The sequence below is a fragment of the Oceanobacillus sp. B139/18 genome (genome assembly GCF_055524595.1).
The window spans coordinates 841,464-863,119 of sequence record NZ_JBVFXI010000001.1; the positions used below are offsets into that span (position 1 = coordinate 841,464).

A 21,656-nucleotide genomic window follows, 5' to 3' on the forward strand; every position below is an offset into this window, starting at 1 on the left:
CTTTGGAAGAACGGCATATTGGAGGGTGTTTTGTGAATCAACGTGGTCGTATTTTAGTTATCTACCCCGACTTGTATTTCACCACGATCGGTGTATTTGAAGGAAATCATCTTTTATATCAGCAAAAAATTTCACATAACGAAGATGAACTGCATCGTTTTGAACAGCTGATGGAGCAAGTGCCGTACAGAAAGCAGGCTATATTTGAACAGCTTGATTTGGATGGAATGAATACATCACGTTTTATTAGTGTATGCGGGCGGGGAGGACTATTGCGTCCAATCAGCGGCGGAACATATAAAGTGAATAACGCGATGCTATATGATTTAAAAACAAATGCTTACGGGGAACATGTATCCAATTTGGGAGCTGTTCTAGCCCATGAAATTGCTGAGAATTTAAATATACAAGCATATATTGTTGACCCTCCGGTAGTAGATGAACTGCAAACCATTGCAAAATATACAGGTATACCGGAAATAGAGAGAGCCAGTATCTTTCATTCGCTAAATCATCGTCATGCCGGCCGGATTGCGGCAAAACAAATTGGTTCAGCCTATCATTCGTTAAAGCTCATTTCCATTCATATTGCAAGAGGGATTACCATTGCATCCCATCATAGCGGCAAAATTATTGATGTAACGAATGGCGTAGACGGAGAGGGTCCGTTTACTATCGATCGATCCGGCAGTATACCGTTAAAAGGATTTCTGACTTATCTATCTGAACAATACACTACAGATGAAGATTTTTTGTGGAATCATGTCCAGCAGGATGGGGGAATCAAAGCATATCTGCATACAGAGGACCCTTCCATCATCCGTTCCCGGCTGACGAAAGGTGATCAGTATACGAAAGAAGTAATTGAGGCACAGGCATACCAGATTGCTAAAGAAATTGGAGCAATGAGCACGGTATTGCATGGAGAAGTAGATGGCATTGTTTTTACTGGAAAAATCAATGAAAATGATTTTGTTATTGATGCGGTTATTCCAAGAGTCAATTGGATTGCCGATGTGATGGTGTTTCCTGGTAAAAATGATTTAGAAGCGATGAATGAGGGCGTATTAGAGGTTTTAAACAATACCCAGAAAGAAAAGATATATGTTGCAGAGGAGGCAAATTAGATGGCAACTGAGTACGATTTAGTCATTTTAGGGGGCGGAACAGGAGGCTATGTTTCTGCTATTCGTGCCACTCAATTAGGCATGAAAGTGGCAATAGTAGAGAAATCTGAGCTGGGAGGGACCTGCTTACACAGAGGCTGCATACCCTCTAAAGCATTACTTCGCAGTGCAGAGGTTTTTCAGCAGACAAAAAAAGCAGATGCATTCGGAGTAGAGGTAAACGAACCAGTCTTAAACTTTTCAAAAGTCCAGCAGAGAAAAAATGAGATTATTGAACAGCTGCATAAAGGTGTCCAGGGTTTAATGAAAAAGGGAAAGATTGATGTCTATCAAGGGTTCGGCCGCATTCTTGGACCAAGTATCTTTTCTCCAATGCCTGGAACTATCTCTGTTGAATATGAAAATGGAAATGAAAATGATATGCTGCTTCCTAAAAATGTTTTAATTGCGACCGGATCGCAGCCGAATACATTACCTGGTCTGGACTTTGACGGTGAGTACCTCATCAGCTCAAATGAAGCTTTAGAAATGAAGGACCTGCCTAAATCAATGCTTATTGTAGGCGGCGGAGTTATTGGCATCGAATGGGCCTCCATGCTAAACGATTTTGGAGTTGATGTAACCGTCTTGGAATTTCAAAAGCAAATCTTGCCGACAGAGGATAAAGATATCGCAAAAGAGATGGAAAAACAGTTGAAAAAAAGAGGCGTCAATATTATAACCGGAGCCAATGTTCAGACGGATACAATAGAAAAAAATAACGGCATCGTGATAGAAGCAGTAATCGGTGATAAAAAAGAAAGATTTGAAGCTGACAGACTGCTTGTATCTGTCGGCAGAAAAGCGAATATCCAAAATATTGGTTTAGAGAATACGGAAATTCAAATTTCTAATCATACGATTGACACAAACGCGTTTTATCAAACAAAAGAATCACATATTTACGCTATTGGCGATGTTATTGGAGGCATGCAGCTGGCTCATGTGGCTTCCCATGAGGGAATTGCTGCTGTGGAGCATATGGCAGGGGAATATACCCAAGAGATAGACTACCAGACGGTATCAAGCTGTATCTATGCCAGTCCGGAAGCTGCAAGTGTCGGCTTGACGGAAACACAGGCCAAAGAAGAAGGATATGACCTTGTCATCGGCAAGTTCCCATTTAAAGCAGTAGGAAAGGCATTGGTTTATGGTGAATCAGATGGTTTTGTCAAAATAATCACAGATAAAAAGACACAGGATTTAATTGGGGTTCATATGATTGGTCCCCATGTGACAGATATGATAACAGAAGCTGGATTAGCAAAAGTGCTCGACGCAACAGCATGGGAAATCAGCCAGACTATTCACCCGCATCCGTCCTTATCAGAAATTATCGGTGAAGCAGCACTGGCAGTCGACGGGTTACAAATTCATGGTTAAACTATCTGGGCAGTCTGCATGATGTCATCATGTGAAATGGCTGAAGGAGGGAAAAATAATGACAGAAACATCTTGGGAAAATGTAAGTGATGAGATGGCTTTAGAAATGTTTGAAATGATGTTATTAGCAAGAAAAATTGATGAAAGAATGTGGTTGTTAAACCGCTCGGGGAAAATACCATTCGTCGTTTCCTGTCAGGGACAGGAAGCAGCACAGGTCGGAGCGGCCTTTGGTCTGGATCGAACGGTCGATTATACCGCTCCGTACTATCGGGATCTGGGTCTTGTATTAGGCTTTGGAATGACAGCAAAAGAATTAATGTTATCTGCCTTTGCCAAAGCTGAGGATCCAAATTCAGGCGGACGTCAAATGCCTGGTCATTTCGGACAGAAGAAAAATCGTATTTTAACCGGTTCTTCTCCAGTAACAACACAGGTTCCTCATGCAGTAGGCGTTGCATTAGCAGCGAAAATGGATAAAAAGGATATTGCGACCTTTGTGACATTAGGAGAGGGCTCTTCTAATCAGGGTGATTTTCATGAAGGATTAAACTTTGCCGGTGTTCATCAGCTGCCGGTGATCACCATGGTGGAAAATAATAAGTATGCTATTTCTGTTCCGTATGATAAGCAGGTAGCCAGCAAAACGGTTTCAGAGAGGGCATCATCTTATGGCATGCCGGGAGTTACTGTGGACGGGAATGATCCGATAGCTGTGTATCAAACTGTAAAAGAAGCGAGAGAACGAGCGGTAAAAGGAGAGGGGCCGACATTGATTGAAGCGGTAACCTATCGTTTTACTGCCCATTCCAGTGATGATGATGACAGTGCTTATCGTGAAATGGATGAAGTAAAAGAAGCTAAAAAGAAGGATTCCATTGTTACGTTTGCTGAAAAGCTAAAAGAAAAGAAAATAATGGATGAAGCCAAAGAAAAAGAAATTCATGATAAAGTCAATAAACTTGTTAATGAAGCAACAGAATATGCAGAAGAAGCCCCATATGCAGCTCCAGAGGATACGTTGAAGTATGTTTATGAGGAATTGGATAAGGGAGGGGAATAATCATGCCTGTGATGTCTTATATACAAGCAATTACAAAAGCTTTAAAGGAAGAAATGCAAAGAGATGAGAATGTCTTTATTCTTGGGGAAGATGTAGGAAAAAAGGGCGGCGTATTTAAAGCAACAGACGGGCTGTACGATATGTTTGGTGAAGAACGTGTATTAGATACCCCATTAGCGGAATCAGCAATTGCCGGTGTTGCTATCGGTGCAGCTATGTATGGGAAACGGCCGATTGCTGAGATGCAGTTTGCAGATTTTATTATGCCTGCGGTCAACCAGATTGTTTCCGAAGCAGCCAAAATACGCTATCGCTCCAATAATGATTGGGATTGTCCGATAACCATCCGTGCTCCATACGGCGGCGGGATACATGGTGCTTTATATCATTCCCAATCAGTAGAAGCATTGTTTGCGAATCAGCCGGGATTAAAAATTGTTATGCCGTCGAATCCATATGATGCGAAAGGATTATTAAAGGCATCAATCCGAGATAATGACCCTGTTCTATTTTTTGAACATAAACGTGCGTATCGTCTGTTAAAGGAAGAGGTTCCGGAAGAGGATTATGTTCTGCCAATCGGTAAAGCAGATGTAAAAAGAGAAGGGGATGATATTACTGTCATCACTTATGGACTTTGTGTTCACTTTGCATTGCAGGCTGCGGAAAGATTAGCAGCAGATGGCATTCATGCGCATATTCTTGATTTACGTACGGTATATCCGTTAGATCAAGAAGCTATAATTGAGGCAGCCAGTAAGACTGGAAAAGTTTTGCTTGTTACAGAGGATAATAAAGAAGGCAGTGTAATGAGTGAAGTGGCTGCAATTATTTCGGAAAACTGCTTATTTGACCTGGATTCACCTATTGAACGCCTGGCAGGTCCGGATGTTCCGGCAATGCCTTATGCACCGTCCATGGAAAAATACTTTATGTTAAATCCGGATAAAGTGGAAAAAGCAATGCGTGACCTTGCAGAATATTAATTGGAGGTAGAAATATGAGTGTGGAAAAAATGACAATGCCTCAGCTTGGTGAGAGTGTAACAGAGGGAACGATTAGTACCTGGCTGGTTTCCGTCGGGGATCAAGTGAATAAATACGACCCGATTGCTGAAGTGATGACGGATAAAGTAAACGCCGAAATCCCATCTTCTTATACAGGTAAAATAACAGAGCTTGCAGCAGAAGAAGGGGAAACGGTAGAAGTTGGTTCCCTAATCTGTTATATAGAGACAGAGCAAGCCGCTTCAGAGGATGCGGAAGCAGCTCCTGAAAAAGAAACAAATACAGTGGAAAAGGACACAGCTGAGCATGCTGAAAATACAGAAAGCTCTATGAAAAAAAGATATTCACCGGCAGTACTACGTTTATCTCAAGAGCACAGCATTGATTTGAACCAAATCGAAGGAACGGGCAGAGGAGGCAGAATTACCAGAAAAGATGTGGAAAAACACATTGGAAGCAGTGCTTCTGCGCAAGAAGAACCAGCCCCTTCACAAGAAAAGAAATCCGATACTGCTGCTGGAAAAGAAACACCTGCTGCTGCGCAAAAAGAAAGTATCCAAAGCGCAGCAGGAGATATTGAAATCCCTGTAAAAGGTGTCCGGAAAGTAATTGCAGAGAATATGGTCCGGTCCACACAGGAAATCCCGCATGCATGGATGCAGGTGGAAGTAGATGTTACAGATTTAGTAAAATACCGGAACAGTGTAAAGGAATCATTTAAGCAGCAGGAAGGCTTTTCGTTAACTCCTTTTGCTTTCTTTGTAAAAGCTGTGGCTCAAGGTTTAAAAGAATTTCCTGAATTAAACAGCATGTGGGCCGGAGATAAAATTATTCAGAAAAAAGATATACATTTATCCATTGCTGTGGCGAAAGACAAAGAATTATTTGTTCCAGTTATTAAGCATGCAGATGAAAAAACGATTAAAGCCATTGCCCGTGATATTACTACCTTAGCATCCAAAGCACGTCAGGGTAAGCTGTCACCGGAGGATATGCAGGGCGGTACCTTTACTGTCAACAATACAGGCTCCTTTGGTTCGGTTTCGTCAATGGGAGTAATCAATTCGCCGCAAGCAGCGATTTTACAAGTCGAATCTATCGTAAAACGGCCTGTCATTATCAATGATATGTTTGCTGCCCGCGATATGGTGAATTTATCTCTTTCTTTAGACCATCGTATTTTAGACGGTCTTGTATGCGGAAGATTTTTATCTAGTGTGAAAGAAATCCTTGAAGGGATGAACGACTCAACTATAACCCTTTATTAAGCCAACACGAATAGATTGAATTTTTAACTGCTAGCTGATAAGCTATAATTATATTTTAAGTAAAAAGGGTGAAGTACAATGGATTTCGATTTATTTATGCAGGATGTTGTTAACGTTGCAAGAACAGATATAACAGAATCAGGTTATGAGGAAGCACGTACAGCAGAGGAAGTAGATGCCGCGCTGACTCGTGAAGGAACTACACTTGTCATGGTGAATTCAACATGCGGCTGTGCCGGCGGTGTAGCCCGTCCAGCAGCAGGGAATGCGATTCATTATGATAAGCGTCCAGATCACTTAGTCACGGTGTTTGCCGGACAGGATAAAGAAGCGACAGAGCAGGCAAGAACTTATTTTGAAGGATATCCGCCATCCTCTCCTTGTTTCGCATTGCTTAAGGACGGAAAAATCCTTGATATGGTAGAGCGGAATGAGATTGAAGGACATAGCGCCATGGAAGTATCTGCGAAGCTTCAAGGCCTGTTTGATCAATATTGCGAAGAAGTATAAGAGATATTAAAAGGCTGTCATCAGGCAGCCTTCTTTGTGTATTCTGAATATATATCAGGAGGTTTATAAAGGGTGAAAATTGGATATCGTACCCTAAAAACTGCTATCGGAACTCCCATTGCAATTTCGTTGGCACAATGGGTTGGTCTTTCAAATTTTATTTCCGCTGGAATATTAACGATTCTCTGTATCCAGCCGTCGAGAAAATCTTCTTTTTTAAGTGCGTGGCAGCGGTTTATTGCATGTACAGCAGCCGTTGTTTTTTCATGTGTTATTTTTGAATTAATAGGCTATCATACAATTTCTATATTTTTACTGCTTCTTTTATTTATTCCAGCAACGGTTAGATTAAAAGCAACTCCAGGAATTGCATCCAGTTCCGTTGTCATGCTGAATTTATATGGCTCTGGAGGTGTAACACTTTCTCTGGTCGGCGAGCAGTTCGTTCTAATTACCATTGGGCTGGGGGTAGGACTTCTGTTGAATATTTATATGCCAAGCTTGGATAATAAATTAAAGAAGCTGCAAGCACAGTTAGAAAAGAATTTCAGCCGTATTCTATATGAATATTCTTTGTATATCCGGGATGAAAATGACGCGTGGCAAGGAAAAGAAATAGCAGCTACAGAGGATATCCTGGCTGAAGCAAAACAGTTAGTTATCCGGGATAGAGATAACCATTTATTACGAAATGAGCATACCTATTATAATTATTTTAGGATGAGAGAAAGACAGTTTGAGCTGTTGAAGAAAATGCTTCCGCTTGTTACGCATCTTCCAAAGACAGATCATATTGCCCTTGAGATTGCAGATTTCTTTGAGCGATTATCTAAAGCTGTCCATCCAGGAAATACAGCAATTACTTTTTTAGAGCAGTTAAAAGAATTAAAGCGGGAATTTCACGCGGAGGAGTTACCGGAAACGAGAGAAGCGTTTGAAACAAGGGCGCACTTATTTCAATTATTACATGAAATAGAAGAGTACTTGATTATAAAAAATAAATTCAAAAAAAGTGACGTAACGCCTTGGAAGAAAAGGAAAAAAGAAGCTTAACTTTTCCTTTTTACATAAGATTGGAACCATATCAAAAGGCTGTGCCAAAATGAAATAATCATTTTGGCACAGCCTTTTATTTTTAAACAAATGCAGCCAGTCCAGCTGTAATTGCTGAAATAAGCATTAGAGCGACCATGAAATAGATAATCATTTTCGTGCGGCGTTCACGTTTTGAACGCTTTTTTTGCACAGATTGCTTTGCTGCCATGAAATATCCCCCTTTAGAATCCGATATCATCTACCGCTATTTTAACGTGAAATGATTCATCCGACAAGCTAATCGTATGGTTTTTCTTAAAATGTTCTTCCGGATTTTAATTAACGGATGAGAGAAACTTAGACTCTAATTCATTCTACTGTAAAAAAAAGAGAAAATATAGTAGCCTAGAAGGTAGGAGGTTACGCAAATGAGTGTGAATGAAGAAAGATTAGTTAATGAATTTTTAGAACTTGTGCAGGTAGATTCTGAAACAGGTTTCGAAAGAGAGATAGCATCGGTTTTAACCAAAAAAATGGAAGCTCTAGGTGTGCAGGTGGAAGAAGATAATGCAAAAGAGCAGACAGGTCATGGTGCAGGAAATTTAATTTGTACATTGCCTGCAACCAAAGACGGTGCGGATGCTATTTATTTTACTTCCCATATGGATACGGTTGTTCCCGGGAAGGGTATACATCCAATTATTAAAGATGGCGTGATTTCTTCAGAGGGAGAGACAATTCTAGGTTCAGACGATAAAGCAGGCTTAGCTGCCATGTTTGAGCTGATTAAAGTGCTTCAGGAAAACAATATTCCTCACGGCCAGATTCAATTTATTATTACTGTAGGAGAAGAATCTGGTCTGGTAGGCGCTAAAGCGTTAGATTCCTCGAAGTTAGATGCTCGTTATGGATATGCGCTAGACAGTAATGGAAACGTTGGTGATATTGTTGTGGCTGCACCCACGCAGGCGAAAATCCATGCAACCATAACCGGCAAAACAGCACATGCTGGATTGGAGCCGGAAAAAGGTGTTTCTGCCATTACGATTGCCTCTAAAGCTATTTCTAAAATGCCTTTGGGACGTATTGATAAGGAAACAACTGCTAATATCGGACGCTTTGAGGGCGGCAAACAGACAAATATTGTTGTAGATCATGTAGAAATTTTAGCAGAGGCACGTTCCCTGTCTGAAGAGAAGATGGAAAAACAGGTCGAGAAAATGAAAGCAGCTTTTGAAGAGGCTGCTGAAGAGCTTGGCGGTTCCGCTGATGTAAAGATAGCAATCGCTTATCCCGGCTATCATTTTAAAGCGGGAGATCAGGTGGTTGAAGTTGCCAGAGAAGCTGCAAAAGCAATCGGCAGAGAAAGTAAATTAGAACAGAGTGGCGGAGGCAGTGACGCCAATGTGATTGCAGGGTATGGAATCCCTACCGTTAATCTGGCAGTTGGCTACGAGGAGATTCATACGACCAATGAGCGGATTAAAGTGGAAGATCTTGTGAAAGTAACTGAATTTGTTGTGGAAATTGTTAAAATCGCAGCAAAATAAGATAAAGCTTCCATTCTTGGAGCGGCTTTCTGTGAAAAAGGAGAATGCATTCCATGATGGAGTGTGTTCTTCTTTTGTTAAGAATAGAGGTGTTATGATGGAACAGCCGGTCAATTCGAAAAGACGAGTTATCTTCCATATAGATATGAACTGCTTTTATGCTTCGGTAGAAATGGCGCATAATCCGGAATTAAAAGGAAAGCCGATTGCAATCGCCGGAAACCCGGAAGAGCGGAAGGGGATTATTGTTACAAGCAGCTATGAAGCCAGAGCAAAAGGCGTGAAAACGACGATGCCCGTGTGGCAGGCAAAAAAATTATGCCCCGATTTATTATTGATGCGGCCTAATTTTGACAGATACCGGGAAGCGTCCCGGGCTATTTTTAAGATGCTTTCAGAAATTACACCGCTCGTCCAGCCGGTTTCGATTGATGAAGGCTACCTGGATATTACTGATACGGAAGGATTCGGAACGCCGGTAGAAATAGCTAATTACCTGCAGCAGCGGATATTAAAAGAGCTGGATATCCCATGCAGTCTTGGTATTGCCCCGAATAAATTTCTGGCAAAAATGGCGTCAGATATGAAAAAACCTTTAGGAATAACTATCCTTCGAAAGCGGGAATTATCTAACGTATTATGGCCACTTCCAATTGAAGAAATGCACGGAATCGGGAAGAAGACTGCTGAAAAACTTCGAAAAGTATCTATTCATACAATCGGTGATTTAGCTGTACATGATGTCTATCAATTAAAGCAGCTATTAGGGGTTAATGGAGAAAGAATGAAGAACCTGGCCAATGGAATAGACTATCGGATTGTGGATCCAGAAGCGGTACATGATTTCAAAAGTATCGGCAGCTCACAGACATTGGCTCATGATTCAACAGATTGGGATGAACTTCACCAGCTGTTAGGCCAGCTTACCGACAATGTAGCAAGAAGAGTGAAACGAAAAAATGCGACAGGAAAAAGCGTTCAATTAATGATTCGTTTTCACAACCATCAAACGATTACGCGCAGTAAAACATTGCAAGGGTATATCGATGAAAAAGAAGATATTCTTTTTGTCGCAAAGGAGCTATTAAAAAAACATTGGAATGAAGAGCCTGTACGGCTATTGGGTGTCTCTTTGCAAAGTGTAGAGGAGAAGAGTCAAGTAGGAGAACAGCTTGATTTGTTTACTTACCGCGATAACGCTAAAAAAGAAAAGCTCTACGAAACCATGGAAGCATTAACGGATAAATACGGAAAAGATATATTTTTATCTTTAAAAAATGAAGAGAAGGACAAACAGCAGCCACGGACAAGCTTTCAAAAAGATTTCCTAGATGATTATAAAAAGCCTTGATTTTATATCTATTGAAATAGAATAAAATCAAGGCTTTTGTTTTTTTAAGATAAGAATTTCTTCAAAATATTTGAAGTAACCGTACCGCCCGAATAACGGAATGGCAAATCAAATTTCGTTGTTTGTTTTAAGATGCTTTTCTGATGTGAAAATGTATCAAAGCTGGCTTTCCCGTGATAGCTTCCCATTCCGCTCTGCCCGACTCCGCCAAACGGAAGATACGGGTTTGCTAAATGGAAGAATGTATCATTGATAGAACCGCCGCCAAATGAAACGTATTCCATTACCTGAGACTGCATTCTCGGATTTTCTCCAAAATAGTATAGTGCTAATGGTTTTTCTCTTGATTTAATCAACGAAAGGGCGTCCTCTATATTCTCAAAGGATAATACGGGAAGAATCGGTCCAAATATCTCTTCTTGCATAATAGGGTCTTCCCAATCTATTTTATCAAGAATAGTAGGTTCAATGATTAATTCTTCATCATTATATTCTCCGCCATGAACAATATGATCTTCATTTAAAAATGCTTTTAAGCGGTTAAAATGATCCAGATTTATGATTCTTGAATAATTTTCACCCTGGAGTACATTCTTGCCAAATAAAGACTTTATTTGCTTTTTCATTGCTTTTAAAAGCTTGAATTTAACAGATTCTTGTACTAATAAATAATCCGGCGCCACACAGGTCTGACCGGCATTTGTATATTTTCCCCATACAATTCGTTTAGCTGCCAATTGGATGTTTGCATCTTCATCTACAATTGCAGGACTTTTTCCGCCCAGCTCTAACGTTACCGGAGTTAAATGCTCGCTTGCGGCCCGCATCACGATTTTTCCAACTGCACTTCCTCCGGTAAAGAAAATGTGATCAAAACGCTGTTTTAACAGCTCTGTTGTTTCTTCGACAGCACCCTGAACAACAGTGAAATAAGACGGGTCGAAATGCTCTTCTGCGATTCTGGCAAGAAAATCGGATGTATGCGGAGCATGTTCAGACGGCTTCAGAATAACTGAGTTACCTGCTGCAATCGCTCCGATAACAGGTACTAATGATAATTGTAAAGGATAATTCCATGGTGCAATAACGAGCACAACACCGAGCGGTTCTTTTATAATATAGCTTTTCGAGCCTTTATGCGTTAATGGAGAGGCAACTTTTTCAGGCTGCATCCAGTAGCGGAGATTTTTAATGGCTACTTCCAATTCGCTTTGAATAATGCCAATCTCCGTAAGTATTATTTCATGATCAGGTTTATTTAAATCTTTTTTTAATACATCATATATCTCTTCTTCATTATCTTTGAAAATCTTTTTGATTTTTTCTAATTGTTGTTTACGAAACGTATAATCAACGGTATTTCCTTGATCAATATATTTTCGATGATCATCAACAATTTGCTGATAGTTTTCTTGTAAGGTCATCAAATCTGTCTCTCCCTTTCTCACTTCAAGAGGATGTGCAAGCTGTAAACGATGCACAAACTATAATTGAAACACACTAAAATCGCCGGCTATGGATGTATTCAAAAATACTTCTTTTGTCTCTTCCAGAAACGCATCCATATCTGAAAATTGATATCTTGAAGATATGTGTGTCAAGATTAGCTGTTTACATCCTGCATCAAGCGCTATTTTAGCGGCTTGTATATTTGTTGAATGAAAATAGTCCTCTGCAAGTGTCTCTTTATCTGCAGCAAAGGTTGCTTCATGAATTAACAGATCGCTATTTTTTACAAATTCTTTATGCGCCGCCTGATAGGTGGTGTCCCCAAGAATTGAAATAACCCTTCCTTTTTTGGGCGAGCCGATAAAATCAGAACGGTAAATTATCGTGCCATCTTCCAGAGTGACAGAAGGTTTTTCTTTTATTTCGCCGTAAACTGGACCGGGACGTACCCCTTTTTCTTTTAATTTATCTACAAGAAGCTCACCTGGCTTGTCTTTTTCAACAATACGGAAACCAAAGCTTGGTACACCGTGGACAAGTTTTTTTGCATATACTTCGATGGCTTCCGTTTCAAATAACAGTCCTTCTTTTATCTCTATAACAGTAAGAGGATACGTTAAATGCGTATAGCTTAATTTCAAAGCAGCTTGGATAAATTCCTTTGAACCCTCCGGACCATAGATGGTTAATGGTCTGTCTGCGCCTGCCTGAAATGAACGGCTGCTGAGAAATCCCGGTAATCCATAAATATGATCGCCATGCATATGGGAAATAAAGATTTTATTTATTTTTCCCGGTTTAATTTTAGTATGAAGAAGCTGATGCTGCGTGGCTTCTCCGCAATCAAACAACCAGACTTCATTTAATTCTTGCAGCATGCTGAGTGCAACGGCTGTTACATTCCTTTCTTTAGAAGGAAGTCCTGCTCCGGTGCCTAAGAAAGTAATTTCCATGTTTCAATCTCACCTTAATATTATATTATAATTTAAAATTTTACCCAAATATACGACAATCATCAACGCAGAAGGTCAAAAATTAGGAAGCGCTCTTCAATCAAGACAAAAAACTGCGATATAATGCTTTGCGTACAGCAAACGCCCGATTGGGTACATCAGTAAATATGCTATTTACTTTGTAAGAAAAGCATCGGTTTAAAAGCCGGGTTGAATTCACCGTATACACTCTTACCGGAATCCCGTTTTTCATCGCTTCATTTATGAGCTGCTGACGCAGCAGCGTGTGTTTTATATGAACGGCTGTTGCGCCGATAGACAAGGCATATGCTAATAAATCTCTTCTTGATCGCTTGGTTAACCAACCGATATTTGAAATTTCATCAAAACTTGCCAGGCGCGTTATACTGGTATCAGAGAATGTAGAAAAGTATGTCCGGTCCAGCATTTGATATTGTTTAATAAGCTGATATGTAATTTTCTCCAGATTCTTATGTGCAATTTTATTATTTTTTAATTCTAAATGAAGAATCAAAGGTTTATCTTTGATCCAGATTAGAAATTCCTCCAGTGTTACGATCCGTGTTCCTGCAAATTCAGTGTGAAAGGATTTGCCCATGTCTAATTGTTTTAGCTCGTCCAGCGTAAATTGAGTAATCCATCCTTTTACTCCAAAAATACGCTGCAAACCTTCATCATGAAAAAGGACAGGAATATTATCCTTTGTTAATTGGACATCTGTTTCAATGCCATCAGCCTTCATCTCGTAAGCAAGCTCAAAAGCCGGGAAACTGTTCTCAGGGGCATAATTGCTTGCACCCCGGTGTGCGATAATGGACGTCATCGTGTCACCCCCAATCTTATTGTGTTAGATTTTCCCCCGTAAGTCAATGTTTAAACCAGTGTACGGGAGGATTGTTTCGTTGTACAATATATATAAACACAGGATATCCATCTAATAAATGATGTTCACACTTTGAAAGCAAGGTCACACACTTTAAATCATTATATGAAGTAAGGGTCGATAAATATGAGAATAGGAAGAAATCATTTTGTTAAAGATAAAAAAATTATTGTCACCGGTGCATCAAAAGGAATTGGAAGAGGGATTGCTATAGAAATCGCTGCTCATGGCGGCATACCTATTTTAATCGCAAGGTCACAAGAATTGCTGCAAGAATTAGCAGATGAAATAGAAGCAAATAACGGCATTTGCAGGGTTTATCCCATTGACAGATTTTCAAGGGAAGCAATTGAAGAACAGATTAATGATATGTTGGAGACAGAGAAGCGTATTCATGGATTAATCAATAATGCAGGCTTTGGTGTATTTGATTCAATCGAAGAATTAAATATGGATGAGGTAGAGGAAATGTTTCAGGTGAATGTTTTAGCAGGGATGCAATATGCAAAAGCCTTCCTGCCACATTTTCTGCAGTTTAAAGGGAAATCGCATATTATTAATATTGTTTCTCAGGCTGCAAAATTGCCAACACCAAAAGCAGCAGGATATGCTGCGTCTAAACATGCGATGCTGGGCTTTACAAATGTACTCAGACAAGAGACAAGGGGAAGCAGCCTGACGGTCACTTCTGTTAATCTGGGCCCGGTGAAAACAAACTTTTTTGAGATGGCTGATAAGGAGGGCAAATACCAGCAGAATGTAGAAAAGTATATGCTTTCTCCTGAAAAAGTAGCTTCAAAGGTAGTGCATTCTTTATTTTCTAATAGAAGAGAAATCAATATGCCGTGGTGGATGGAAGCTGGCAGTATTCTGTATCGCTTATTTCCAGGGTTAATGGAGAAACTCCTTCAATCTCAATTTGATAAAAAATAATAGAGTAAGTATATCTTATAAAACAGGTCTGCTTTTCCTGAGCATCATCTCTCAGTGAAAGCAGACCTGTTTCTTTGGCAATGCTGTAAAAGGCTTATGAAGTTGCGGAAACTCCGCCTTTTTTAACGATGCTGCTCATACTGTGAAGCTTTGGACAGCTGCTGCAGAATAGGATAAGCTGCATCGGTGATTTCGTTAATTGATTGGTGAACTGCAATATTTTTTTCTAATTGTTCCAGAGAGCTTGCTCCAAAGACGGTTGACGTAATCGCAGGATGATTAGCTGCATAATACATCGCTAATTGCTGCAGAGAACTGTCCGGCAACGCCTGTTCCAACTCATAATAAAGTGATTTTAATTCGCTGTAGGAATAGTCGAGGTAGCCGTCCTCCGCTTTTTTATCGAGAACTTCATCGGCTTTATTGCTTAGTAGCCCCTGTGCCAGCGGACCGCGGGCAACAACACCGATTTTATTTTCTTCTGCAATCGGTAGAATGGCTTCCTCTGGTCTTCTGTCTAAAAGACTGTACTGTGTCATTAAAATATCAATAGAGGAGCGGATGGCGTATTCCCGGACAACATTTGGACGGATGGACGAAATACCATAGGTGCGGATTAGACCATCTTTCTTTAGTTCATCAAAAGCTTCTATGGTTTCATCGATTGGATCCTCCAATGTGCCGCCATGAAGCATGTAGACATCAATATAGTCTGTATTCAGTCTTTGTAAACTATCCCGGACGGCTTTGTGGATATATTTCTTCGAAGGATCCCAGAACCAATCATCTTTACCTTTTTCAAAATGGTTTCCGACCTTTGTAGTCACAACTACATCCGATCTGCGATGCTTTATTGCTTCTCCAACGATTTTTTCATTCTCGCCAAAGTGATAAAGGTCTGCCGTATCTAAGTGATTGATTCCTTTATCTAACGCATAATCAATCATTTTTTTACCTTGCTGTACATTTGTTCCCAGCGACATACAGCCGAGAGTTAAATCAGAAATTTCGATATCGCTTTTGCCAAGCTGCCGTTTCTTCATGCTATTCCTCCTTGTAAATCCGGTATGCATATATTGTAGAGGGTGATAGAAAAGAATACAATTAATACACTTTTTTAACGAATGAAATAAGTCATTTCTATCAAATAGTTTGTGGGGCGGATGGGAATGATAATCAGTGTCTGAAAGTAATGAATGGTTAAGAAATAAAATACCGTTTGTCATAAAAAAAGAAATCGAATCAGAAGAAAAAAAGAAATAGACTTGCTACAATAGAGTTCTGCGAATAAAATGAATGGAAAGACACATATAAGGGAATTGCATTCAGCAGGAATTTCACAGGCGATTGTCCATAAAAAAGTACTTGTTCAAACTGCTGGCGGGTCAGCCTGTTAACCTGCACTAAATGACGAAAAGGTGGAGTAGCATATATGCAACGTTTTGAAGAAAAAACAATGACATCCAAAAAAATATTTGAAGGGAACATTATTGATGTACAACTAGATGAGGTACGGCTTCCCAATGGAGAAACAGCTCAAAGAGAGCTTGTCTATCATCCAGGAGCCGTAGCGATTATTCCAATTACACCAGATAATAAAATTGTACTTGTAGAACAATATCGCAAACCATTGGAAAGAACATTAGTAGAAATTCCGGCAGGGAAGCTGGAGCAGAATGAAAATCCATTAACTGCCGCAGTCCGTGAGCTGGAAGAAGAAACAGGGTATACAACAACTAATCTCTCGCAAGTGACCTCTTTTTACACCTCTCCAGGCTTTGCTAATGAACTGGTGTATGTTTACGTCACCAATGATTTAATTAAAATGGAAAATCCCCCGGCGGGCGATGACGATGAATTTGTGGAAATCATGGAAGTAACGTTAGATGAAGCAAAAGACCTCGTGGAAAAAGGGCGTATTCAAGACGCAAAAACGAACTATGCTGTTCTTTATTTACATGCTTTAACGAAATAAGAAAAAAGGTTTTCACCGGACGCGTTCTACCTGCTCTATTAAAAGATAAAAATTAATAGGTATGTTTTAAGAGGGATTCTCATAGTTTGAAGTATAGGAACTATAGTGAAGTCAGGAGGATCTCAATGTATAATACCTCTCAACATTTATTAATCGGGCATATAAAACGGCACACGACCATTTATGTATTTACTGCCATTCTTTTTTTGACAGGCATCGTGTTCGGGGCTATCTTGGTAAATAGTATGGATTTTGTACAAAAACAAAATCTGTTCTTTTACTTGGAACGGTTCTTTACACAGCAAACAAATGAAGGAGAAGTTATTGGACGGCAGGATATATTTATTCAAAGTCTTCTTTATCATATTAAGTATCTTTCTTTTATTATATTATTGGCATTGAGTATGATTGGGCTCCCTATTATTTGGATTATGATATTCATGAAAGGGCTCGTTGTCGGTTTTTCAGTCGGTTTTATGGTCAATCAGCTGGGAGGGCAAGGGCTTCTTTTATCAACGATATCGATTGCTCCTCAAAACCTATTGATTATTCCTATATATATCATTGCAGGAAGTGTGGCTATGATATTTTCAATTGGTTTATGGCAGAAGCTTTTATTAAAGCATCAGTACCAGGAAGTATGGCCGCCTTTTATAAGATTGCTTATCACTTTTGCAATTTTAATTGTATGTACAGCATTAGCAGCATTGATGGAAGCTTATCTGTCAAATACACTTCTGTTAGAATGGATAGAGAGGTACCATGGATAATCCTCCTGCGGGAGAATAAAGTATCTTTATCTTAACTCCTTTACATTTTACATTACTTGCTTATTGCTTGATAAAAGGTATTTGTTTTAATATAATAATTTATGTTATTTTATAATAATTATTATTAACAATTGAGAATACCTTTGACACATGGAAGATAGATGCATATAATAAAAATGTAGAGTGAGGGAGGCGACTATCCATGGAACACCGGATTGAAAAAATAAAAAAACAGCTACATTCGCATAGCTACAAATTAACTCCCCAAAGGGAAGCTACGGTTCGAGTGCTTCTGGAAAGAGAAGACGATCACTTAAGTGCGGAGGATGTGTATCTTCTTGTAAAGGAGAAATCACCAGAAATTGGTCTGGCAACCGTTTATCGTACATTAGAATTATTATCCGAATTGAAAATAGTAGACAAAATTAATTTTGGTGATGGTGTATCCAGATATGATTTGCGTAAAGAAGGCGCAAAGCATTTCCATCATCATTTAGTATGTATTGAATGCGGCTCTGTTGAAGAGATTGAAAATGATTTATTAGGTGAAGTAGAACAAATCGTTGAAAATGACTGGGGCTTTGAGGTGAAGGATCATCGCTTAACCTTTCATGGGATTTGTCGCCAATGTCAAAAAGCAGCTGCAGCAGAAAAAGAAGATGTTCAAAAAGCAACATAAGTAATGAGAGTAAAACCTTTTTCCGGGAGAGAAAGGTTTTATTTTTATTTGGAGCAAAATACATATTGATCAGCAACAGGGATAGCCGGCGGCAGAATGTCATTACATACTGCCGCCGGGCTGAGGCGGTGAAGAAAATCAAATATATCTTTTTAAAATGCGATCTACGCTGCCGCCATAGACCTCGCCAAACATATTTAAATGAACAAGCAAATGGAAAAGCTGGTAAATCGGCTTCACGTCCTGATAATAATCAGCTAGTGGCATTGCTTCCTGATATTGCGAATAAAACGTATTGGAAAACCCACCAAAGAGTTCCGTGAAAGCTAGTTCAAATAAATGGTCCCCGTAAAGTATAGAGGGATCAATCAGATAAGGCTGTCCTGCGCCCCCTATAATCCAATTGCCTCCCCATAAATCACCGTGTAATAAGGAAACCTTAGGCTGACTGGGGAGATAAAGATCTAAATCACGAATCAATGCCTCTAGTTTTAAACGTCTATTTTGGTTCATCCGATTGTACTGCACCGCCAAATCTAACTGGGGCTGAAGCCGATGCTCACGATAATAATCCACCCAATTGGTGTACCACTCATTTGACTGAGTTAATTTTCCAACATAAGTTAACTGATCTAAACCATATGCTGTGGAGCCGCCGACTAAATGCATCGAGGCCAGCTGTTCGCCTAAATGCTGCTCTGCAGCTGCAGTTTCTTCTCCCTCAATCCACTCCATGATCAGCATCATTTCTTCATTTCCGGCGGAATTATCAAAGTAGTATACTTCCGGTACAGCAATTGTCTGTGTCGAACGAATTTTTTCCAGTCCATTTACTTCTATTTGAAAAAAATCACTGGCTGCACTTTGATTCGCTTTTATAAAATATTCCTGCTTTCCGGTTTTTACATAGTAAGCCTGATTAATATCGCCGCCGGAAATGGGCGTCTTTGTTTCGATAGCGGAGTTGTCACCTAATTGTTTTAATTTTTCTTCAAGCACCTGTAAGACCTCCTTTTTGATTAATTTTAGTATGGCAAAAATCTGGACGACACAAAAGTGTAAAAGTGTTTGTAGTTTAACTCTGCTTCCAATCATTGTATAATATTAACAGAAGGAGATGTACCGATTTTGTTCCTGTCCGCATCTTTTTCTTGTATTTTTGAAGAGCTTGTTTGCATATTCTAACTATAAACGTGTTTGGCTGCGATACAGCGTAACAGCACAGGGAGGTTAGAGTATGGAGAAGCATGTTAAGGAAACTGTTAAAATATTTATTTGGTTTATGATAGGTGCTTGCTTTTTTTCGGTTTGTCTGCATTTTATATATAAAGAGTTTCAAGAAATGCATCGTTATGATTTGCCGGAAGGACCAGCGGTTAAGGTGGTGGAGGAGGGGATTCCCTGGTTTCCATTTGATTTTCTGAAAGGGGAATAAATATGTTGAAATATGCATTAGAGGATTTTTTTCATTTTCTGCGGGTAGAGAAGGGATTGTCAGATAATACCATCACTTCCTATCAGAGAGATCTTACTGCTTACGAGAAACATTTGACCCAAATCGGCTATAATGTTTGGAATGAAATCACCCGAAATGATATTATGCGCTTTTTGTATGAGCTAAAAGACAGCGGTAAGTCGACTGCTACGATTTCGAGGCATATTTCTTCTATCAGATCCTTTCACCAATTTTTAATACGGGAGAGAATTGCTGATACAGATCCCAGTCTGCATATTGAAACTCCGAAAAAAGACCGGAAGCTTCCGGATACACTTTCTCAGGAGGAAGTAGATCGATTATTAAGCATAAACACTGCAACACCGCTGTCACTGCGCAATAAGGCAATGCTAGAATTATTATATGCCACGGGCTTGCGTGTATCTGAAATGATAGGCTTAAAACTGGAGGATTTACACTTGACGATGGGCTTTGTCCAATGTATGGGGAAAGGCTCGAAAGAAAGGATTGTTCCACTGGGAGACACAGCCAGAAAGACTCTGGAAGATTATATACAAACGGCGAGAAAAGAGCTTGTGAAGAAAAACAAACAGGAGAGTGCACTTTTTTTAAATCAGCATGGCCGTCCTTTAAGCAGACAGGGATTTTGGAAAATTTTAAAGGGATTGGCTATAAAAGCTGATATTCATAAGACAATCACTCCGCATACTTTAAGGCATTCTTTCGCCACCCATCTATTGGAAAACGGAGTAGATCTAAGAATTGTACAAGAGATGCTTGGACATGCGGATATATCGACAACACAAATTTATACGCATGTAACGAAAGCTAGGCTGAAGGATATCTATCAATCTTATCATCCGAGAGCTTAATTTTATCTTTATTAAATGTAAAAAAAGTGTATCAGCAAAAATTTCATTGACCTTTTGTTGTCAGACATCTAACATCTATAATAAATATCATACGGAACCATAGTTTCGGGAATATAGTACATAGGAGGTAGATACAAATGAAATCATTTAAACGTGTATTTTTAATTGTCATGGATTCAGTAGGGGTTGGAGAGGCACCGGACGCCGCGAAGTTTGATGATTTGGGAGCGGATACACTAGGCCATATTGCAGAAGAAATGAATGGGCTGGATATGCCGACGATGGGAAGCCTAGGCCTGAGCAATATTCGTGAAATTAAAGGGATTGCTCCGGCGGACAAGCCTAAAGCACATTATACAAAAATGCAGGAGGCTTCTAATGGAAAAGATACCATGACTGGTCATTGGGAAATTATGGGACTCCGTATTGACCAGCCATTCCGAACGTTCCCGGATGGATTCCCAGATGAGCTTATTCAAGCATTAGAAGAAAAGACTGGAAGAAAAGTAATTGGCAATAAACCGGCATCTGGAACAGAAATATTAGTAGAGCTTGGAAAAGAACATGTCGAAACGGGCAGCTTGATTGTGTACACATCTGCAGATTCTGTTCTGCAGATTGCTGCTCATGAGGATGTGGTTCCAATCGATGAATTGTACCAGATTTGTGAAATTGCCAGAGAGCTCACGCTGGATGAGAAGTATATGGTAGGGCGTGTCATTGCCCGTCCGTTCGTAGGAGAGCCGGGGGCTTTTGAACGTACATCCAACAGACATGACTACGCGTTAAAACCTTTTGGGCGCACAGTGATGAATGAATTAAAAGATGCCGGAATTGACGTTATCGCACTTGGGAAGATATCTGATATTTATGATGGGGAAGGAGTGACAGAGGCAGTCCGTACAAAGGATAACGATGATGGAATGGTGAAATTAAGTGATACGTTGAAAAAGGAATTCACCGGCTTAAGCTTCCTTAACCTGGTTGATTTCGATGCAAAGTATGGCCATCGCAGAGATCCAATGGGATATGGAAAAGCGCTGGAGACCTATGATAAACAGCTGCCGGAAATACTTGATCAGCTGCAGGAAGATGATTTATTGATTATTACAGCTGACCACGGAAATGATCCGATACATCACGGAACGGATCATACCCGCGAATATGTGCCGCTGCTTGTTTACCACATAGGTATTGAAGAAGGGAAAGAGCTTCCGGTCAGGACAACCTTTGCGGATATCGGTGCAACCATTGCAGACAATTTTAATATTACATTACCGGAACATGGTACGAGCTTTTTAGACGATATTAAATAAATAGAGAGGGCGATTA

The 21,656-nt window shown here is 39.8% G+C and carries 22 protein-coding genes; 16 read left to right on the forward strand and 6 right to left on the reverse strand.

All coding sequences use genetic code 11. The annotated features are described in order from the left end of the window. Positions 1–32 precede the first annotated feature (32 nt). The 7 genes from buk to ACZSMY_RS04060 all read left to right on the forward strand — a co-directional run bounded on the left by buk (position 33) and on the right by ACZSMY_RS04060 (position 7,450). Positions 33–1,127, forward strand: a complete 1,095-nt coding sequence (gene buk / locus ACZSMY_RS04030) for a butyrate kinase (protein WP_256704736.1) — start codon at positions 33–35, stop codon at positions 1,125–1,127. Next, positions 1,128–2,549: a dihydrolipoyl dehydrogenase gene (gene lpdA / locus ACZSMY_RS04035; RefSeq protein ID WP_042534281.1), complete on the forward strand. Its 1,422-nt coding sequence runs from the start codon at positions 1,128–1,130 to the stop codon at positions 2,547–2,549. Positions 2,550–2,607: 58 nt separating this feature from the next. Then, positions 2,608–3,612 carry a thiamine pyrophosphate-dependent dehydrogenase E1 component subunit alpha gene (locus ACZSMY_RS04040; RefSeq protein ID WP_256704734.1) on the forward strand — a complete coding sequence of 335 codons (1,005 nt, stop codon included), beginning with the start codon at positions 2,608–2,610 and terminating at the stop codon, positions 3,610–3,612. Positions 3,613–3,614: 2 nt separating this feature from the next. After that, complete coding sequence (locus ACZSMY_RS04045; RefSeq protein WP_042534277.1) at positions 3,615–4,598, forward strand: alpha-ketoacid dehydrogenase subunit beta; 984 nt, start codon at positions 3,615–3,617, stop codon at positions 4,596–4,598. A 14-nt stretch (positions 4,599–4,612) separates the two neighbouring features. Continuing rightward, positions 4,613–5,887 carry a dihydrolipoamide acetyltransferase family protein gene (locus tag ACZSMY_RS04050; protein WP_465147473.1) on the forward strand — a complete coding sequence of 425 codons (1,275 nt, stop codon included), beginning with the start codon at positions 4,613–4,615 and terminating at the stop codon, positions 5,885–5,887. A gap of 78 nt (positions 5,888–5,965) precedes the next feature. Continuing rightward, a complete protein-coding gene (locus tag ACZSMY_RS04055; RefSeq protein ID WP_042534274.1) occupies positions 5,966–6,397 on the forward strand; it encodes a BrxA/BrxB family bacilliredoxin in 432 nt (143 codons plus the stop codon). A 72-nt stretch (positions 6,398–6,469) separates the two neighbouring features. Next, on the forward strand, positions 6,470–7,450 hold the full coding sequence (locus tag ACZSMY_RS04060; protein WP_042534272.1) for an aromatic acid exporter family protein: 981 nt from the start codon (positions 6,470–6,472) through the stop codon (positions 7,448–7,450). A gap of 82 nt (positions 7,451–7,532) precedes the next feature. Here ACZSMY_RS04060 and ACZSMY_RS04065 read toward each other — a convergent pair whose 3' ends face one another. Further along, positions 7,533–7,661: a DUF4044 domain-containing protein gene (locus tag ACZSMY_RS04065; protein WP_139089138.1), complete on the reverse strand. Its 129-nt coding sequence runs from the start codon at positions 7,659–7,661 to the stop codon at positions 7,533–7,535. A 199-nt stretch (positions 7,662–7,860) separates the two neighbouring features. On the opposite strand from ACZSMY_RS04065, the gene ACZSMY_RS04070 reads away from it, so the two are divergent. Then, positions 7,861–8,982, forward strand: coding sequence for a M20/M25/M40 family metallo-hydrolase (locus tag ACZSMY_RS04070; RefSeq protein WP_042534270.1), 1,122 nt, complete (start codon positions 7,861–7,863; stop codon positions 8,980–8,982). Between the two features lie 97 nt (positions 8,983–9,079). Further along, positions 9,080–10,333 carry a DNA polymerase IV gene (locus tag ACZSMY_RS04075; protein ID WP_419880316.1) on the forward strand — a complete coding sequence of 418 codons (1,254 nt, stop codon included), beginning with the start codon at positions 9,080–9,082 and terminating at the stop codon, positions 10,331–10,333. Between the two features lie 44 nt (positions 10,334–10,377). Here the strand turns inward: ACZSMY_RS04075 and ACZSMY_RS04080 are convergent, their stop codons facing one another. The 3 genes from ACZSMY_RS04080 to ACZSMY_RS04090 form a co-directional block, all read right to left on the reverse strand. Next, positions 10,378–11,757, reverse strand: a complete 1,380-nt coding sequence (locus ACZSMY_RS04080; protein ID WP_212928222.1) for an aldehyde dehydrogenase — start codon at positions 11,755–11,757, stop codon at positions 10,378–10,380. A gap of 60 nt (positions 11,758–11,817) precedes the next feature. Continuing rightward, positions 11,818–12,735, reverse strand: a complete 918-nt coding sequence (gene rnz / locus ACZSMY_RS04085; RefSeq protein ID WP_193062205.1) for a ribonuclease Z — start codon at positions 12,733–12,735, stop codon at positions 11,818–11,820. Positions 12,736–12,835: 100 nt separating this feature from the next. Then, on the reverse strand, positions 12,836–13,579 hold the full coding sequence (locus ACZSMY_RS04090) for a glycerophosphodiester phosphodiesterase (RefSeq protein WP_042534265.1): 744 nt from the start codon (positions 13,577–13,579) through the stop codon (positions 12,836–12,838). 186 nt (positions 13,580–13,765) lie between these two features. Here ACZSMY_RS04090 and ACZSMY_RS04095 point away from each other — a divergent pair, with 186 nt between their 5' ends. Then, positions 13,766–14,572 (forward strand): SDR family NAD(P)-dependent oxidoreductase, encoded by an 807-nt coding sequence (locus ACZSMY_RS04095; protein WP_042534263.1) that lies wholly within the window; start codon positions 13,766–13,768, stop codon positions 14,570–14,572. A 122-nt stretch (positions 14,573–14,694) separates the two neighbouring features. Here the strand turns inward: ACZSMY_RS04095 and ACZSMY_RS04100 are convergent, their stop codons facing one another. Next, on the reverse strand, positions 14,695–15,615 hold the full coding sequence (locus ACZSMY_RS04100) for an aldo/keto reductase (RefSeq protein ID WP_042534261.1): 921 nt from the start codon (positions 15,613–15,615) through the stop codon (positions 14,695–14,697). Between the two features lie 389 nt (positions 15,616–16,004). Here ACZSMY_RS04100 and ACZSMY_RS04105 point away from each other — a divergent pair, with 389 nt between their 5' ends. The 3 genes from ACZSMY_RS04105 (at position 16,005) to fur (ending at position 17,996) form a co-directional block, all read left to right on the forward strand. After that, entirely contained in the window at positions 16,005–16,547 is a 543-nt protein-coding gene (locus ACZSMY_RS04105) for an NUDIX hydrolase (protein ID WP_042534259.1), read from the forward strand. 125 nt (positions 16,548–16,672) lie between these two features. Next, positions 16,673–17,317, forward strand: coding sequence for a stage II sporulation protein M (gene spoIIM / locus ACZSMY_RS04110; protein ID WP_042534257.1), 645 nt, complete (start codon positions 16,673–16,675; stop codon positions 17,315–17,317). Positions 17,318–17,519: 202 nt separating this feature from the next. Continuing rightward, positions 17,520–17,996, forward strand: a complete 477-nt coding sequence (fur, locus tag ACZSMY_RS04115; protein ID WP_042534256.1) for a ferric iron uptake transcriptional regulator — start codon at positions 17,520–17,522, stop codon at positions 17,994–17,996. 138 nt (positions 17,997–18,134) lie between these two features. Here the strand turns inward: fur and ACZSMY_RS04120 are convergent, their stop codons facing one another. Beyond that, positions 18,135–18,995, reverse strand: coding sequence for a fructosamine kinase family protein (locus ACZSMY_RS04120; RefSeq protein ID WP_256704730.1), 861 nt, complete (start codon positions 18,993–18,995; stop codon positions 18,135–18,137). A gap of 238 nt (positions 18,996–19,233) precedes the next feature. Here ACZSMY_RS04120 and ACZSMY_RS04125 point away from each other — a divergent pair, with 238 nt between their 5' ends. The 3 genes from ACZSMY_RS04125 (at position 19,234) to deoB (ending at position 21,640) form a co-directional block, all read left to right on the forward strand. Then, a complete protein-coding gene (locus ACZSMY_RS04125) occupies positions 19,234–19,431 on the forward strand; it encodes a DUF4227 family protein (protein WP_042534254.1) in 198 nt (65 codons plus the stop codon). 2 nt (positions 19,432–19,433) lie between these two features. Continuing rightward, positions 19,434–20,324, forward strand: coding sequence for a site-specific tyrosine recombinase XerD (gene xerD / locus ACZSMY_RS04130; RefSeq protein WP_465147474.1), 891 nt, complete (start codon positions 19,434–19,436; stop codon positions 20,322–20,324). A 137-nt stretch (positions 20,325–20,461) separates the two neighbouring features. Beyond that, positions 20,462–21,640, forward strand: a complete 1,179-nt coding sequence (gene deoB, locus ACZSMY_RS04135) for a phosphopentomutase (protein WP_256704728.1) — start codon at positions 20,462–20,464, stop codon at positions 21,638–21,640. The last annotated feature ends 16 nt before the right edge of the window (positions 21,641–21,656 follow it).

Coding starts and splice junctions, on each gene's coding strand:
- xerD (WP_465147474.1), top strand. CDS start 19,434: ATGTTGAAATATGCATTAGAGGATTTTTTTCATTTTCTGCGGGTAGAG.
- lpdA (WP_042534281.1), top strand. CDS start 1,128: ATGGCAACTGAGTACGATTTAGTCATTTTAGGGGGCGGAACAGGAGGC.
- ACZSMY_RS04075 (WP_419880316.1), top strand. CDS start 9,080: ATGGAACAGCCGGTCAATTCGAAAAGACGAGTTATCTTCCATATAGAT.
- deoB (WP_256704728.1), top strand. CDS start 20,462: ATGAAATCATTTAAACGTGTATTTTTAATTGTCATGGATTCAGTAGGG.
- ACZSMY_RS04090 (WP_042534265.1), bottom strand. CDS start 13,579: ATGACGTCCATTATCGCACACCGGGGTGCAAGCAATTATGCCCCTGAG.
- ACZSMY_RS04040 (WP_256704734.1), top strand. CDS start 2,608: ATGACAGAAACATCTTGGGAAAATGTAAGTGATGAGATGGCTTTAGAA.
- ACZSMY_RS04055 (WP_042534274.1), top strand. CDS start 5,966: ATGGATTTCGATTTATTTATGCAGGATGTTGTTAACGTTGCAAGAACA.
- ACZSMY_RS04095 (WP_042534263.1), top strand. CDS start 13,766: ATGAGAATAGGAAGAAATCATTTTGTTAAAGATAAAAAAATTATTGTC.
- ACZSMY_RS04125 (WP_042534254.1), top strand. CDS start 19,234: ATGGAGAAGCATGTTAAGGAAACTGTTAAAATATTTATTTGGTTTATG.
- ACZSMY_RS04045 (WP_042534277.1), top strand. CDS start 3,615: ATGCCTGTGATGTCTTATATACAAGCAATTACAAAAGCTTTAAAGGAA.
- ACZSMY_RS04100 (WP_042534261.1), bottom strand. CDS start 15,615: ATGAAGAAACGGCAGCTTGGCAAAAGCGATATCGAAATTTCTGATTTA.
- ACZSMY_RS04105 (WP_042534259.1), top strand. CDS start 16,005: ATGCAACGTTTTGAAGAAAAAACAATGACATCCAAAAAAATATTTGAA.
- ACZSMY_RS04080 (WP_212928222.1), bottom strand. CDS start 11,757: ATGACCTTACAAGAAAACTATCAGCAAATTGTTGATGATCATCGAAAA.
- ACZSMY_RS04065 (WP_139089138.1), bottom strand. CDS start 7,661: ATGGCAGCAAAGCAATCTGTGCAAAAAAAGCGTTCAAAACGTGAACGC.
- ACZSMY_RS04050 (WP_465147473.1), top strand. CDS start 4,613: ATGAGTGTGGAAAAAATGACAATGCCTCAGCTTGGTGAGAGTGTAACA.
- spoIIM (WP_042534257.1), top strand. CDS start 16,673: ATGTATAATACCTCTCAACATTTATTAATCGGGCATATAAAACGGCAC.
- rnz (WP_193062205.1), bottom strand. CDS start 12,735: ATGGAAATTACTTTCTTAGGCACCGGAGCAGGACTTCCTTCTAAAGAA.
- fur (WP_042534256.1), top strand. CDS start 17,520: ATGGAACACCGGATTGAAAAAATAAAAAAACAGCTACATTCGCATAGC.
- ACZSMY_RS04070 (WP_042534270.1), top strand. CDS start 7,861: ATGAGTGTGAATGAAGAAAGATTAGTTAATGAATTTTTAGAACTTGTG.